The organism is Alkalimonas mucilaginosa (genome assembly GCF_036327005.1).
In the GTDB taxonomy this organism is placed as follows: domain Bacteria; phylum Pseudomonadota; class Gammaproteobacteria; order Enterobacterales; family Alteromonadaceae; genus Alkalimonas; species Alkalimonas mucilaginosa.
On record NZ_JAUGZK010000001.1, the window covers coordinates 145,553 to 159,969 of the forward strand.

At 50.4% G+C, this 14,417-nt stretch carries 13 protein-coding genes and 2 tRNA genes; 14 read left to right on the plus strand and 1 reads right to left on the minus strand.

The window, feature by feature from the left end:
- Positions 1–36: 36 nt before the first annotated feature.
- From carA to QWF21_RS00640, 4 genes are all read left to right on the plus strand, one after another.
- Positions 37–1,167 carry a glutamine-hydrolyzing carbamoyl-phosphate synthase small subunit gene (carA, locus tag QWF21_RS00625; RefSeq protein ID WP_330086098.1) on the plus strand — a complete coding sequence of 377 codons (1,131 nt, stop codon included), beginning with the start codon at positions 37–39 and terminating at the stop codon, positions 1,165–1,167.
- Between the two features lie 32 nt (positions 1,168–1,199).
- The gene (carB, locus tag QWF21_RS00630) at positions 1,200–4,421 is read left to right on the plus strand and encodes a carbamoyl-phosphate synthase large subunit (protein WP_330086099.1); all 3,222 of its coding nucleotides are present in this window, start codon (positions 1,200–1,202) and stop codon (positions 4,419–4,421) included.
- Positions 4,418–4,891, plus strand: a complete 474-nt coding sequence (gene greA / locus QWF21_RS00635; protein ID WP_330086100.1) for a transcription elongation factor GreA — start codon at positions 4,418–4,420, stop codon at positions 4,889–4,891. Before carB ends, greA begins: the two co-directional genes overlap by 4 nt.
- Positions 4,892–5,025: 134 nt before the next feature.
- Positions 5,026–5,451, plus strand: a complete 426-nt coding sequence (locus tag QWF21_RS00640) for a hypothetical protein (protein ID WP_330086101.1) — start codon at positions 5,026–5,028, stop codon at positions 5,449–5,451.
- Here QWF21_RS00640 and yhbY read toward each other — a convergent pair.
- Positions 5,433–5,729: a ribosome assembly RNA-binding protein YhbY gene (yhbY, locus tag QWF21_RS00645; protein ID WP_330086102.1), complete on the minus strand. Its 297-nt coding sequence runs from the start codon at positions 5,727–5,729 to the stop codon at positions 5,433–5,435. The genes QWF21_RS00640 and yhbY overlap by 19 nt on opposite strands.
- An 83-nt stretch (positions 5,730–5,812) precedes the next feature.
- On the opposite strand from yhbY, the gene rlmE reads away from it, so the two are divergent.
- The 10 genes from rlmE to nusA all read left to right on the plus strand — a co-directional run bounded on the left by rlmE (position 5,813) and on the right by nusA (position 14,415).
- Entirely contained in the window at positions 5,813–6,445 is a 633-nt protein-coding gene (gene rlmE, locus QWF21_RS00650; protein ID WP_330086103.1) for a 23S rRNA (uridine(2552)-2'-O)-methyltransferase RlmE, read from the plus strand.
- A gap of 40 nt (positions 6,446–6,485) precedes the next feature.
- Positions 6,486–8,414 carry an ATP-dependent zinc metalloprotease FtsH gene (ftsH, locus tag QWF21_RS00655; protein WP_330086104.1) on the plus strand — a complete coding sequence of 643 codons (1,929 nt, stop codon included), beginning with the start codon at positions 6,486–6,488 and terminating at the stop codon, positions 8,412–8,414.
- Between the two features lie 67 nt (positions 8,415–8,481).
- Positions 8,482–9,321 carry a dihydropteroate synthase gene (gene folP, locus QWF21_RS00660; RefSeq protein WP_330086105.1) on the plus strand — a complete coding sequence of 280 codons (840 nt, stop codon included), beginning with the start codon at positions 8,482–8,484 and terminating at the stop codon, positions 9,319–9,321.
- The gene (gene glmM / locus QWF21_RS00665; RefSeq protein WP_330086106.1) at positions 9,318–10,652 is read left to right on the plus strand and encodes a phosphoglucosamine mutase; all 1,335 of its coding nucleotides are present in this window, start codon (positions 9,318–9,320) and stop codon (positions 10,650–10,652) included. Before folP ends, glmM begins: the two co-directional genes overlap by 4 nt.
- Before the next feature lie 79 nt (positions 10,653–10,731).
- Positions 10,732–11,475 (plus strand): triose-phosphate isomerase, encoded by a 744-nt coding sequence (gene tpiA, locus QWF21_RS00670; RefSeq protein WP_330086107.1) that lies wholly within the window; start codon positions 10,732–10,734, stop codon positions 11,473–11,475.
- Positions 11,476–11,480: 5 nt separating this feature from the next.
- Positions 11,481–11,807 (plus strand): preprotein translocase subunit SecG, encoded by a 327-nt coding sequence (gene secG / locus QWF21_RS00675; protein ID WP_330086108.1) that lies wholly within the window; start codon positions 11,481–11,483, stop codon positions 11,805–11,807.
- Positions 11,808–11,820: 13 nt separating this feature from the next.
- Positions 11,821–11,905: transfer RNA gene (locus tag QWF21_RS00680), tRNA-Leu, on the plus strand.
- An 84-nt stretch (positions 11,906–11,989) separates the two neighbouring features.
- A tRNA-Met gene (locus QWF21_RS00685) sits at positions 11,990–12,066 on the plus strand.
- Positions 12,067–12,430: 364 nt separating this feature from the next.
- Positions 12,431–12,886, plus strand: a complete 456-nt coding sequence (gene rimP, locus QWF21_RS00690; RefSeq protein WP_330086109.1) for a ribosome maturation factor RimP — start codon at positions 12,431–12,433, stop codon at positions 12,884–12,886.
- A 32-nt stretch (positions 12,887–12,918) separates the two neighbouring features.
- Entirely contained in the window at positions 12,919–14,415 is a 1,497-nt protein-coding gene (gene nusA / locus QWF21_RS00695; protein WP_330086110.1) for a transcription termination factor NusA, read from the plus strand.
- Positions 14,416–14,417: the final 2 nt, after the last annotated feature.

The following is a 14,417-nucleotide window of genomic DNA, read 5'->3' on the forward strand; positions in this document are numbered from 1 at the left end:
AGGTTTAAGCCCGTTTTTTGCTGTTTGGAGGTTATTTTGACGACGTCTGCCTTGCTGGTTTTAGAAGATGGCACTGTATTTCATGGTACGGCCATCGGTGCCGAAGGAGTTTCAGTCGGAGAGGTGGTATTCAATACCTCGATGACCGGGTATCAGGAGATCTTAACCGATCCCTCCTATGCTGAACAAATGGTCACTTTGACCAACCCGCACATTGGCAACACCGGCACCAATGATGAAGATGAAGAATCCAGCCGGATCTGGGCCAAAGGCCTGATTATTCGTGACCTCCCGCTGTTAGCCAGCAACTTCCGCAATCAGACATCACTCTCCGATTATTTAAAACAGCGTGGTATTTTAGGTATTGCCGATATCGATACCCGCAAGCTCACCCGTATTTTACGTGAAAAAGGTGCTTTAAATGGTTGCCTGATGGCGGGTGTTGAACTGGATACCGCGCAAGCCCTGGCTCAGGCAAAGGCCTTCCCTGGCCTTAAAGGCATGGACCTTGCCAAAGAAGTCACAGTCGCCGAGCCCTACAGTTGGACTGAAGGCAGTTGGCAACTGGGCAAAGGTTTTGTCAAACCGGAATCGACCCCCTTTCATGTAGTGGCTTACGATTACGGTGTAAAACGCAATATTTTGCGGATGTTGGTTGACCGAGGCTGTCGTTTGACGGTGGTGCCTGCGCAGACACCGGCCAGCGAGGTGCTGGCGCTGAATCCGGATGGCATTTTCTTATCGAATGGCCCTGGCGATCCAGCGCCTTGCGACTACGCCATTAACGCCATCAAAGCATTGCTGGCGACCGATCTGCCTATTTTTGGCATCTGTCTTGGTCACCAGTTGTTGGCATTAGCCAGTGGTGCTAAAACCACCAAAATGAAATTTGGTCACCATGGCGGTAACCACCCGGTACAAAACCTCGATAACAACAAAGTGATGATCACGGCGCAGAACCATGGATTTGCGGTGGAAGAGGACGGCATGCCAGCCAATTTACGGGCAACCCATAAATCCTTGTTTGATGGCAGCTTGCAAGGTATTCACCGCACTGACAAGCCAGCGTTCAGTTTTCAGGGGCACCCGGAAGCGAGCCCGGGGCCACACGATGCGGCCGAGTTGTTCGATCACTTTATCGATCTGATGCGTCAGCGTCAGCACTAATTTCAGGCTAGCGAGGAAAGACAGAGTAAATTATGCCAAAACGTACTGATTTAAAAAGCATTCTTATCCTTGGTGCCGGCCCTATTGTCATTGGCCAGGCCTGTGAATTTGACTACTCGGGCGCCCAGGCCTGCAAAGCCCTGCGCGAAGAGGGCTACCGGGTTATTCTGGTGAACTCCAACCCTGCCACCATCATGACGGATCCTGAGATGGCCGATGCCACCTACATCGAGCCGATTCACTGGCAGGTGGTGGAAAAAATCATTGAAAAAGAACGGCCTTGTGCGGTGTTACCCACCATGGGCGGGCAAACAGCACTAAACTGTGCGCTGGATTTGGAGCGTCATGGTGTTCTTGAAAAATACAAGGTCGAAATGATTGGGGCGACCGCCGATGCCATCGACAAAGCGGAAGACCGCAGCCGCTTTGATAAAGCGATGCGTGCCATTGGTCTGGAATGCCCGCGCGCTGGCATGGCGCACTCGATGGAAGAAGCTTATGCCGTGTTGGAAGACATTGGCTTCCCATGCATTATCCGCCCGTCCTTCACCATGGGGGGCTCTGGCGGTGGTATCGCATACAATCGTGAAGAGTTTGAAGAAATCTGTACCCGTGGTCTGGATTTGTCGCCCACCAAAGAACTGCTGATTGACGAGTCACTGATTGGTTGGAAAGAGTATGAAATGGAAGTGGTGCGCGATAAAAACGATAACTGCATCATTGTCTGCTCGATTGAAAACTTTGATCCTATGGGCGTGCATACCGGCGACTCTATTACCGTTGCCCCTGCACAAACCCTGACCGATAAAGAATACCAACTGATGCGCAATGCCTCCTTGGCTGTGTTACGTGAGATTGGTGTAGAAACCGGCGGCTCCAATGTGCAGTTTGGTATCAATCCGGAAGATGGCCGTATGGTCATTATTGAGATGAATCCGCGGGTTTCACGTTCCTCAGCTTTGGCTTCCAAAGCCACAGGTTTCCCTATTGCCAAAGTGGCTGCCAAACTGGCGGTTGGCTATACCCTGGATGAACTGGCCAATGAAATTACCGGTGGCATCACGCCGGCGTCATTTGAACCCAGCATTGATTACGTAGTGACCAAGGTACCGCGTTTTAATTTTGAAAAATTTGCTGGTGCCAATGATCGTTTAACTACCCAGATGAAATCGGTGGGTGAAGTAATGGCCATTGGCCGCAACCAGCAAGAGTCACTGCAAAAAGCCTTACGTGGCCTGGAAATTGGTGTCTCCGGGCTGGATCCAATCCAGGATCTAACCGCTGCCGATGCGAAAGAGCGCATTGTGCGTGAGCTGAAAGAACCAGGCGCACACCGCATCTGGTACATTGCTGATGCGTTTCGAATGGGCATGAGCCAGCAGGAAATTTTTGAGCTGACCAAGGTAGACCCCTGGTTCCTGGTACAAATTGAAGATTTGGTGCGCGAAGAGCAGACAATCCACGATGCTGGTTTCTCCGGCCTGGATGAAGCCAGCCTGCGTCGATACAAGCGCAAAGGTTTTGCCGATAAGCGCATCGCCGAGCTGCTGGGTGTCAGTGAAAATGAAGTGCGCAAAAAGCGCCATGGTTATGGTTTGCACCCGGTCTACAAAAGGGTGGATACCTGTGCCGCTGAGTTTGCTTCGAACACAGCTTACATGTACAGCAGCTACGATGAAGAGTGTGAGGCTGCGCCATCTAATCGCGATAAGATCATGATTTTAGGTGGTGGCCCGAATCGGATTGGTCAGGGTATTGAGTTTGACTATTGCTGTGTGCATGCGGCCTTGGCACTGCGCGAAGACGGCTTCGAAACCATTATGGTGAACTGCAACCCGGAAACCGTTTCTACCGATTACGATACCTCTGATCGGTTGTATTTCGAGCCAATTACCCTGGAAGATGTGCTGGAAATTGTTGCCAAAGAACAACCGAAAGGGGTGATTGTGCAGTATGGCGGTCAAACGCCATTAAAGCTGGCGCGGGCACTGGAAGCTGCCGGCGTGCCTATTATCGGCACCTCGCCGGATGCGATTGACCGGGCGGAAGACCGCGAGCGCTTCCAGCAAGCGGTAGAGCGTCTTGGCCTGAAGCAACCGAAAAATGCCACAGTAACCAGCCTGGAAGAGGCGTTGCTGAAAGCCGGTGATATTGGTTTCCCAATGGTGGTACGTCCTTCCTATGTGTTGGGTGGCCGGGCGATGGAAATTGTCTACGATGACATTGATTTAAAACGCTACATGACCGATGCGGTCAGTGTATCGAATGAAGCGCCGGTGCTGCTGGATAATTTCCTTGATGATGCCATTGAAGTGGATATCGATGCCATTTGTGATGGCAAAGAGGTCGTCATTGGCGGCATTATGGAGCATATCGAGCAGGCGGGCGTGCACTCAGGTGATTCGGCCTGTAGCTTGCCACCGCACAGCTTGTCTGCGGCTATTCAGGACGTGATGCGCGAGCAGGTGCGTAAATTGGCACTGGAATTGGGCGTCGTCGGCCTGATGAATACCCAGTTTGCAGTGAAAGATGGGGAAGTCTACCTGATTGAGGTGAACCCGCGCGCTGCCCGGACCGTGCCTTTTGTCTCCAAAGCAACCGGCATTCAGATCGCCAAAGTAGGGGCACGCTGCATGGCCGGGCGTAGCCTGGCCGAGCAAGGGGTGACGAAGGAAGTGATTCCGCCCTATTTCTCGGTAAAAGAAGTGGTGATCCCTTTCAATAAATTCCCGGGTGTTGATCCTATCCTGGGCCCGGAAATGCGGTCTACCGGTGAAGTGATGGGCGTTGGCGATACTTTTGAAGAAGCTTTTGCCAAGGCCGAGCTGGGCTGTGGTACCTTGATCCCAACCGGAGGCCGTGCTTTACTTTCGGTCCGTAACAGCGATAAAGTGCGGGTGATTGAGCTAGCCAAACATATGTTGGCACTAGGTTTTGAGCTGGATGCTACCAAGGGCACTGCTGCCACATTACAACAGGCAGGTGTTGAGTGCAGGGTGGTCAACAAGGTGCTGGAAGGCCGGCCGCATATTCTGGATAGAATTAAAAACGGTGAGTACAGCTACATTGTCAATACTACCGAAGGCCGCCAGGCGATCGAAGACTCCAGAGTATTGCGTCGTGGTGCCTTGCAGCATAAAGCCAATTACACAACCACATTAAATGCTGCTTTTGCAACGTGTAAAGCCAGTGCTGCCAGTGCCTTTGAGCGGGTAGCTTCGGTGCAGGAGCTGCATAAGAGAGTAAACGGATGAAAATACCAATGACGGTTCAGGGCGCAGAAATGCTGCGTACTGAACTGAATGAACTGAAATCGGTGAAACGGCCGCAGATTATTCAAGCCATTGCCGATGCGCGTGAACATGGTGATTTGAAAGAGAATGCTGAATACCATGCGGCCCGTGAAGCCCAAAGTTTCTGTGAAGGGCGTATCCAGGATATCGAAGGCAAGCTTGGCAATGCTCAGATTATTGATGTCAGTAGCATGCCAAACAATGGCAAGGTAATTTTTGGTGCCACCGTCACGATCTTAAACCTTGATACCGAGGAAGAAGTGAGCTATCGCATTGTAGGTGATGATGAAGCCGATATTAAAAAGAATCTTATCTCGGTCAATTCACCCATCGCCCGTGGCCTGATTGGCAAAGAACAGGACGATGTGGTCACCATCAACACACCTAAAGGCATGGTTGAGTTTGAAATTACCGATGTGCAGTACCTTTAATTGATCCTGCACAACTGAAAAGCGGCTTCGGCCGCTTTTTTTTGCACTTTGGTCGCACGACGGCACAGGGTCAGACCTGATAGTGACTGCGTATCTATTACAGTAGTTGCATTACCAAGTGATGAGGTTGTTTGATGCATTCAGGAAAAATCAAGTTTGAGTTGGTCAAAGAGAGCAATACCCTCTGGTTAACGGCCTGGGATACCTGGACTACTCGGACGGTCGAGGATTACATCAAGCAGTTGCGGGAGATGGTGGGCACTTTTGATGGGGCCCCATGGGCCATGATATTGGATGGTACCCGCTGGCAGGCTTGTCCGGCTAATGTTTTTGCAACCTTGCAAGACAACTCAAGCTGGTGCTTTCAACATCAGTTGAAGTTTGGGGTGGTGCTATTACCAGAGCATCCGTTGTTTCGCTGGCAATTTACCAAGGCAACCGATGTCCCCAAGCCTGCGGATTATCAGCGAGCTATTGTTGCTGACAAAGCGGAAGCCCGCGTTATCCTGACGCGAGCTGGTTTTCTTGAACAGGAAGAGTCTCAGGCTTTGGGCAGCTGAATTTTTGGCTCCTTTGCTGGCCGAAACAACACCAGAGTTTTGCCAATCACCTGAACTTTTTCTGCCTTGGTCTCACGGATAATGGCATCCATCACCAGTACTTTCTGCTCACGATCTTCGCCAGGAACTTTCACCTTCAGCAATTCGTGATGCTCTAATGCCTGGTCGATTTCTGCCAGCACACCCTCTGTCAAACCATTGCTGCCAAGCAGTACAACAGGCTTGAGGTCGTGTGCCTTGGATTTTAAAAATTGTTTTTGCTTATTGCTTAGTGCCATCTTGATACGATTTCCACAATTTAATCTTGAATTCATGCTATTGTACCGCCATCTAAAGGTCATAGCCATTTCAGAGTAGTAAGATGACGCGAAAAAAGCGCTCAGCCAGCTCAACCCGCTGGTTGAAAGAGCATTTTGATGATCATTTTGTGCAAAAAGCGCAGAAGCAGGGCTTACGTTCCCGGGCCGCTTTTAAACTGGAAGAAATCCAGCAGCAAGACAGACTGATCAAACCCGGTATGACAGTGGTAGACTTAGGCTCCGCACCAGGCAGCTGGTCACAAATGGCAGCAAAATTAGTGCAGGGTTCGGGCCGGGTGATAGCTTGTGATATACTTCCGATGGATCCGTTACCTGGCGTATCATTTTTACAGGGTGACTTCCGTGAGGATGCTGTTCTACAAGCATTACTGAGCCGAATCGAAGGTCGTAACGTAGATGTGGTATTATCGGATATGGCACCCAATATGAGTGGCAATCTGGCAACCGATCAGGCAAGGGCAATTTACCTGGTCGAACTGGCGCTCGATATGTGTCATCAGGTATTGAAGCAAAATGGTAGTTTTGTGGTCAAAGTATTTCATGGTGAAGGTTTTGAAGACTATTTGAAAGCGGTCCGACAAGCATTTACCACAGTAAAATCACGAAAGCCGGATTCCTCGCGCTCCCGCTCCCGTGAAGCCTACATAGTGGCAACAGGTTTCAAGTCGCAGTAGTGGCCTGATTTAATTTAACGGCAAGAAAGAGGTTACAACCTTGAGTGATATGGCTAAAAATCTTATCGTCTGGCTGGTGATCGCCGTCGTCTTGATGTCGATTTTCAATAGCTTTGGTCCTGGAGATAGTACCGAGCGTATGACCAGTTACGATCAGTTCCTAAAGCAGGTTGAGCAACGGCAAGTTCGTGAAGTTAAGATTGAGCGCTCTGGCGTTATCAGCGGTGTGAATCGCAATGGTGATCGTTTTGATACGGTGATCCCTGGCGGTTATGACAGCAAACTGATAGACGATCTTTACAAACACGACGTCCGCATTGTTGGCACTCCACCGGAAGAAGGCAGTTTACTCGGCACCATTTTTATTTCCTGGTTCCCAATGCTGTTGTTAATTGGCGTCTGGATATTCTTTATGCGCCAAATGCAAGGTGGTGGTGGTAAGGGTGCAATGTCTTTTGGTAAGAGCAAAGCCAAGTTGATGGGCGAAGATCAGATCAAAACCACCTTCAAGGATGTGGCTGGTTGTGATGAAGCCAAAGAAGAAGTGACTGAGCTGGTGGATTACCTGCGCGATCCGTCCCGTTTCCAGAAGCTGGGTGGTAAAATCCCGACTGGTATTCTGATGGTGGGCCCGCCAGGAACTGGTAAAACCTTACTGGCTAAGGCGATTGCTGGTGAAGCCAAGGTTCCATTTTTCACCATTTCTGGTTCTGACTTTGTTGAAATGTTCGTTGGTGTTGGTGCCTCCCGTGTGCGGGATATGTTTGAACAGGCCAAGAAGGCAGCGCCTTGCATTATTTTCATCGATGAAATTGATGCCGTCGGCCGTCAACGTGGTGCCGGCTTAGGCGGTGGTCATGATGAGCGTGAGCAGACCTTAAACCAGATGCTGGTTGAAATGGATGGCTTTGATGGCAATGAAGGCATTATTGTGATTGCTGCCACCAACCGTCCAGATGTGTTAGACCCAGCCTTACTGCGTCCAGGCCGCTTTGATCGTCAGGTCGTTGTCGGCTTACCAGATGTAAAAGGGCGTGAGCAAATTCTGAAAGTGCATATGCGCAAAGTACCTCTGGGCGAAGATGTCGATGCTTCGGTCATTGCCCGTGGAACTCCTGGCTTCTCTGGTGCTGATCTGGCGAACCTGGTGAATGAAGCTGCTTTATTTGCTGCTCGTGGTAACCGCCGTACGGTATCGATGGACGAGTTTGAAAAAGCCAAAGACAAAATCATGATGGGTGCAGAGCGTCGCTCCATGGTGATGACCGAAAAAGACAAAGAAATGACAGCTTACCATGAAGCTGGCCATGCCATTGTCGGTCGTCTGGTACCAGAGCATGATCCGGTGTACAAGGTCAGTATTATTCCGCGAGGCCGTGCGCTGGGTGTCACTATGTACTTACCGGAGCGTGATCGGGTCAGCTACAGCAAACAGCAGTTGGAAAGCATGATCAGCTCCCTGTTTGGTGGGCGTATCGCCGAAGATGTGATTTACGGCTCTGAAATGGTGACCACAGGCGCATCGAACGACATCGAACGTGCCACTGATCTGGCGCGGAAAATGGTCACGCAATGGGGCTTCTCAGAGAAGCTGGGACCGTTGCTGTATGCTGATGAAGATGGGGAGGTTTTCCTAGGCCGCTCTGTCAGCAAGAACAAGCATATGTCTGAAGAAACGGTAAAAACCATTGATGCTGAAATTCGCAGCTTCATCGATCGCAATTATGAGCGTGCATTGAATCTGATTAAAGACAATATGGATATTCTGCATTCGATGAAAGATGCGCTCATGAAGTACGAAACCATTGATGCCCGTCAGATTGATGATTTGATGGAGCGTCGGCCAGTACGTGACCCGGAAAACTGGGAGCCACGAGATAAAGGCGGTAAAGGCAGCTCCAGCGATGATTCAGATGCGGAAGAGGCAGTTGGCCCGAGCGCTGAACCATCTGAGGGTAAGCTGCACTGATAGTTCAATGATTGAAAAAACCCGGCTTGCCGGGTTTTTTTCTGGCTGATTAACCTGAGACTTTGCCATGCAATTAATTTTACCCCGTCAGCGTAAGCTCGATTTATCGCATCCCAAAGTGATGGGTATTTTAAATGTCACCCCAGATTCTTTTTCCGATGGTGGCCATTTTGAACGGCTGGATAACGCGCTGTACCAAGCCGAGCAAATGCTGCAACAAGGGGCCGTGATTCTGGATATTGGTGGTGAATCCACCCGGCCAGGCTCGGAGCCCGTGTCGTTGCAACTGGAGCTGGATCGAGTGCTGCCAGTTATTGAGGGGATCCGCAGCCGTTTTGATTGTGTGATATCCATTGATACCAGCAAAGCCAGCGTCATGTCAGCTGCGGTTCAGGCTGGTGCCGATATGATTAATGATGTTTATGCGCTACGGGGTGACGGTGCCTTAGCGGCAGCGGCGGCAACTGGAGTACCGGTTTGCTTGATGCATATGTTGGGACAACCAAAAACGATGCAGCAGCAGCCTGCCTACCAGGATGTGACAGCTGATGTACTGGATTTCATGCAACAGCGGATAGCAAGCTGCGTAGCGGCTGGCATAGCACGTCAGCAACTGCTGCTGGACCCTGGCTTTGGTTTTGGTAAAACACTGGCACAAAATTATCAATTGCTGCAACAACTGGAGCAATGGCAGGCATTGCAATTGCCTGTATTGGTGGGGATGTCACGCAAGTCCATGATTGGTCATTTGTTGGATCAACCAGTAGCTGAGCGATTGGCAGGTAGTCTGGCCTGTGCCACAATAGCCGCCATGAAAGGAGCCCAGATAATCCGGGTGCATGACGTCAAAGCAACCGTGGACGCATTGGCTGTGGTCAATGCCACCCTGCATGGAGTAGAACAATGAGCAGAAAATATTTTGGTACCGATGGTGTTCGCGGCAAAGTCGGGGATTTCCCTATCACCCCGGAATTTGCAATGAAGCTTGGTTGGGCCGCTGGCCGGGTGCTATCGAAAAGCGGTACCCGCAAAGTATTGATCGGTAAAGATACCCGTATTTCCGGTTATCTGTTGGAAACGGCACTGGAGGCAGGTTTGGTAGCTGCCGGTATTGATGTTCGCTTACTTGGTCCAATGCCAACTCCTGCTGTAGCTTATTTAACCCGAACCTTCCGGGCTGAAGCTGGCATAGTGATCAGCGCGTCACACAACCCCTATTATGACAATGGCATTAAGTTTTTCTCTGCCGATGGTACCAAATTACCGGATGAGGTAGAACTGGCCATTGAAAATGAGCTTGAGCAACCGATGGTGTGTGTGTCGTCTGAACAGCTTGGTAAAGCTGTGCGGGTGGATGACGCCGCTGGCCGCTATATCGAATTTTGCAAGAGTCATCTGCCCAACCATATGTCGTTGAAAGGTTTTCGTTTGGTGCTCGATTGCGCGCATGGCGCCACCTACCATATCGCACCCAATGTGTTTCGGGAGCTGGGGGCGGAGGTCACTGTCATTGGTGCCAGCCCGGATGGTTTGAACATCAACGCAGATTGTGGAGCAACTCATACTTTGCCGTTGCAGGAAAAGGTGGTTGAGCTAAAGGCTGATCTGGGTATCGCTTACGATGGCGATGGGGATCGGGTTATGATGGTGGATCAGCATGGTCGTGTGATTGATGGCGATGAGATTGTGTACATTATTGCCCGTGCCGCCCAACGCCAGAATCGTCTGCATGGGGGGGTGGTCGGCACCCTGATGAGCAATATGGGCCTTGAACTGGCCTTGGCAGAGTTGGGTATTCCATTCTTACGCAGCAAGGTCGGCGACCGTTATGTGATGGAGTTGCTGCGCGAGCACGATTGGCGTATTGGCGGAGAGAATTCTGGCCATGTGTTGAATCTCGATCATACCTGTACCGGAGATGGCATTATTGCGTCCTTGCAGGTGCTGACAGCCATGATCCAGGAGCGGCAGAGCTTAGCTGAGATCAGTCAGGGCATGACAAAACTGCCCCAAGTCCTGGTTAATGTGAAGTTTGAAAAGGGGACTGCCCCGTTGGAAAAACAAAACGTTAAGCAAGCTATCCTCGATGTAGAGGCTAAGCTTGGCAGCAAAGGCCGGGTGCTGATTCGTAAGTCTGGTACTGAGCCTTTAATCCGGGTGATGGTGGAGGGGGAAGTGTTAACCGAGGTTGAACTCTATGCCCGAACCATCGCCGATGCAGTAAAAATAGCCAGTTAAAGCGGCAAATTCGACAGGAAACTTGAGATAGCAGCGGGCATTGGGTACTATCTGCCCGCAGCAATTACAAGGAACAGGCATGACACACCGTAAGCCACTGGTCGCCGCCAATTGGAAAATGAATGGCAGTCAAGCTCTGCTAGCAGAGATCACTGCGCTATTGGCATCCACCAACTGGTCCAAAATAGATGTATTGCTCTGTCCTCCAGCGACTTTATTGCCAGGGCTAGCTGCTACTGGGCAGTGTCTGATCGGAGCCCAAAATATTAGCCAGTTTTCATCCGGCGCTTATACCGGAGAGCTGAGTGCTTCCCTGCTTATGGAGGCCGGTGCCCAATACGTATTGATAGGCCACTCCGAGCGCCGTACGCTATTTGGTGAAAGTGATGAGCTGCTGGCTGCTAAGATGCAAGCTGCCATTGGCCATGGTTTAACTCCAGTGTTTTGTATTGGTGAAAACCTGCAGCAGCGTCAGCAAGAAAAAACCGAGCAAGTGCTTGCGAAACAACTGGCTGCAGTGTATGCTGCGCATCCCGAATTCATCGCCAAATCGGTGATTGCCTATGAGCCGGTTTGGGCTATAGGTACGGGCGAGGCAGCAAGCCCAGAGCAGGCGCAGCAGGCACACGCCAGTATCCGTCAGCAGCTAGCGACTTATGATGCCAAAGCGGCAGCGGCTGTCCGCATTTTGTATGGTGGCAGCGTTAACGGTAAAAATGCTGCAGAGCTGTTTGCTCAGCAAGACATTGATGGCGGTTTGGTCGGTGGTGCCAGCCTGAATGCTGAAGAATTTTTCCAGATTTGCCAAAGCGCAAAAGGTTAACGAATATGTTTGAAGTCTTTATGGTGTTGTATTTGTTGGTGGCATTGTCGTTGATCGGCTTGATCCTGATCCAGCATGGCAAAGGCGCTGATATGGGCGCAGCCTTTGGTGCAGGCGCTTCTTCTACGGTGTTTGGTTCTGCTGGTAAAGGCAATTTCCTAACCAAAATGACTACTATTTTAGCTGTTGTTTTCTTCGTTCTCAGTATTGTGTTGGGTCGTTATACCGCAGGCCAAAGCAGTCAGGTTGATGCATGGCAAGACCTGTCCATTCCTATGAGCGATTCTGCACCACAGCGTCCTGCTGAAAGCGACATTCCAGTAGGAAATTAATACAGTTTTTTCTGCCGAGGTGGTGAAATTGGTAGACACGCTATCTTGAGGGGGTAGTGTCTTCGGACGTGCGGGTTCAAGTCCCGCTCTCGGCACCAAACAACATCAGCAAGCGCTGGCTTAAATAGGCGAAGCTCTTGCGATACTAACCTCACAGCGATATAATAGCTGCCAATTACGGACGCGGGATGGAGCAGCCTGGTAGCTCGTCGGGCTCATAACCCGAAGGTCGTCGGTTCAAATCCGGCTCCCGCAACCAAATTTGTTGTGTGCATGGTTATTAAGAAAGCGCCCTCGGGCTCCTCTTTATAACCACGGGGCGAAGGTCTCAATCCGGCTCCCGCAACCAAATTTAGTCAATTTAAAATTTGTATTAATTTTAAATTTGACCAATTCACAGTCACCGAACTGTGGAGCGATCGTCAGTAGTGATGCTCGCCACGATTAATTCAGCATTGATTTTGGCGATAAATCAGTGCTTACGGATAGTAAATTCGCCCCGCTTGTTCGGGGCGTTTTTATATCTGCAAACTGAGTTTGTGGAATGGGCGTTTCGCCCATTTTTTATTTAACACCTGTAGCTGGCATGGAGACGATTCCGGCCAGTGGCTCTGGAGGTTTTCTTGGCGAAGCAGGAACAGCAGTTAATGGAGTTGCTTGCACCCACAGTGTCGGCAGCTGGTTTTGAATTGCTTGGTATAGAAGTGTTGCGTGCAGGCAAGCATTCCACCGTGCGCTTGTACATTGATCATCCAGACGGGGTAACCGTCGAGCATTGTGCCAACATCAGTCGTGAAGTGGGTGCTATTTTGGATGTTGAAGATCCTATTTCGCATGAATACATGCTGGAAGTCTCTTCGCCAGGATTGGATCGGCCTTTATTCACGCCTGCGCACTTTGCGAAGGCCGTTGGCGGTAAGGTTGAGGTGAAACTTGCGATCCCGCAGGATGGGCGTCGTAAGTTTAAAGGTCAATTGCTGGCGATTGAGCAGGATATGTTGGTAATGGAAATCGATGGCAAGCAGTTTCGTTTGCTGATGGATAATATTGAAAAAGCAAATATTGTACCTGTGTTCTGATTGCAGACAGGTCCAACAGAGGCAGCAAAAAAATGGCAAAAGAAATTTTATTGGTTGTTGATGCGGTTTCAAATGAAAAGTCCGTGCCTAGAGAGAAAATTTTCGAAGCGCTGGAATACGCACTGGCCGCCGCCACTAAAAAGAAAAATGAAGGCGATATTGAAGTTCGGGTTAGCATCGATCGTAAAACCGGCTCTTTTGACACCTTCCGCCGCTGGGAAGTGGTGCCGGATGATCAACCGATTGAACATCCTTATCGGGAAATTACTTTATCGGCAGCACAGTATGAGCAGCCGGAACTCAACGTAGGCGACTACGTGGAAGAGCAAATTGAGTCCATCGTATTCGACCGTATCACCACCCAGATGGCTAAACAGGTCATTGTACAAAAAGTACGGGAAGCAGAACGTTCTCAGGTGGTAGAAGCGTATGTGGATCAGGTGGGTGAGTTGGTAACCGGTGTGGTGAAAAAAGCCAACCGCGACAACATCATCGTCGACCTTGGTAACAACGCCGAAGCGATTCTGACCCGTGAGCACATGTTGCCACGTGAAACTTACCGTACCGGCGATCGTTTACGCGCCTTGTTATTTGAAGTAAAGCCGGAGGCCCGTGGCGCTCAGCTGTTCTTAAGCCGTACCCGCCCGGAAATGCTGATCGAATTGTTCCGTATTGAAGTGCCGGAAATCGGTGAAGAAATGATTGAACTGCGTGGTGCTGCCCGCGATCCGGGTTCACGCGCTAAAATCGCAGTAAAAACCAATGACCGTCGTATCGATCCGGTCGGTGCCTGTGTTGGTATGCGTGGTTCACGCGTGCAGGCGGTTTCCGGTGAGCTGGGCGGTGAGCGGGTGGATATTGTGTTGTACGACGATAACGATGCCCAGTTTGTCATCAATGCGATGGCACCTGCTGAAGTTGCCTCCATCGTAGTAGATGAAGAAGCGCATTCCATGGATATCGCGGTCGAGGAAGGCAACCTTGCGATGGCCATTGGCCGCAATGGTCAGAATATCCGTCTTGCCAGCCAGTTAACTGGTTGGGAATTGAACGTGATGACGGTTGCTGACATGCAGAAGAAGCATCAGGAAGAAGCCAGTAAAGTTATGGATCTTTTCACCAGCACGCTGGAGCTTGATGAAGATTTTGCCTCTGTGCTGGTGGACGAAGGTTTCTCCACCCTGGAAGAAATTGCCTATGTTCCGGTCTCTGAGTTGTTGTCCATTGATGGTTTTGATGAAGAGATTGTAGAAGAACTACGTAATCGCGCTAAAGCCTATCTGACGACTCAGGCGCTTGCCTCAGAAGAGTCGCTGGAAGGTGCTAAGCCATCCGAGCAATTGTTAGCACTTGAAGGATTGGATACCCATACCGCCTATGTGCTGGCCAGCAAAGGTGTGGCGACATTGGATGATTTGGCCGAGCAGGGCGTTGATGACCTGCTGGATTTAGCCGAAATGAGTGAAGATCAGGCTGCGGCGCTGATCATGGCTGCCAGAAATATTGTCTGGTTCAGCGAAGAAAATTAATG

Bases quoted from the DNA above. Each gene is read 5' to 3' on its own strand.
- rlmE (WP_330086103.1), top strand. From the start codon at position 5,813: ATGACGCGAAAAAAGCGCTCAGCCAGCTCAACCCGCTGGTTGAAAGAG.
- secG (WP_330086108.1), top strand. From the start codon at position 11,481: ATGTTTGAAGTCTTTATGGTGTTGTATTTGTTGGTGGCATTGTCGTTG.
- yhbY (WP_330086102.1), bottom strand. From the start codon at position 5,729: ATGGCACTAAGCAATAAGCAAAAACAATTTTTAAAATCCAAGGCACAC.
- greA (WP_330086100.1), top strand. From the start codon at position 4,418: ATGAAAATACCAATGACGGTTCAGGGCGCAGAAATGCTGCGTACTGAA.
- QWF21_RS00640 (WP_330086101.1), top strand. From the start codon at position 5,026: ATGCATTCAGGAAAAATCAAGTTTGAGTTGGTCAAAGAGAGCAATACC.
- glmM (WP_330086106.1), top strand. From the start codon at position 9,318: ATGAGCAGAAAATATTTTGGTACCGATGGTGTTCGCGGCAAAGTCGGG.
- tpiA (WP_330086107.1), top strand. From the start codon at position 10,732: ATGACACACCGTAAGCCACTGGTCGCCGCCAATTGGAAAATGAATGGC.
- nusA (WP_330086110.1), top strand. From the start codon at position 12,919: ATGGCAAAAGAAATTTTATTGGTTGTTGATGCGGTTTCAAATGAAAAG.
- carB (WP_330086099.1), top strand. From the start codon at position 1,200: ATGCCAAAACGTACTGATTTAAAAAGCATTCTTATCCTTGGTGCCGGC.
- folP (WP_330086105.1), top strand. From the start codon at position 8,482: ATGCAATTAATTTTACCCCGTCAGCGTAAGCTCGATTTATCGCATCCC.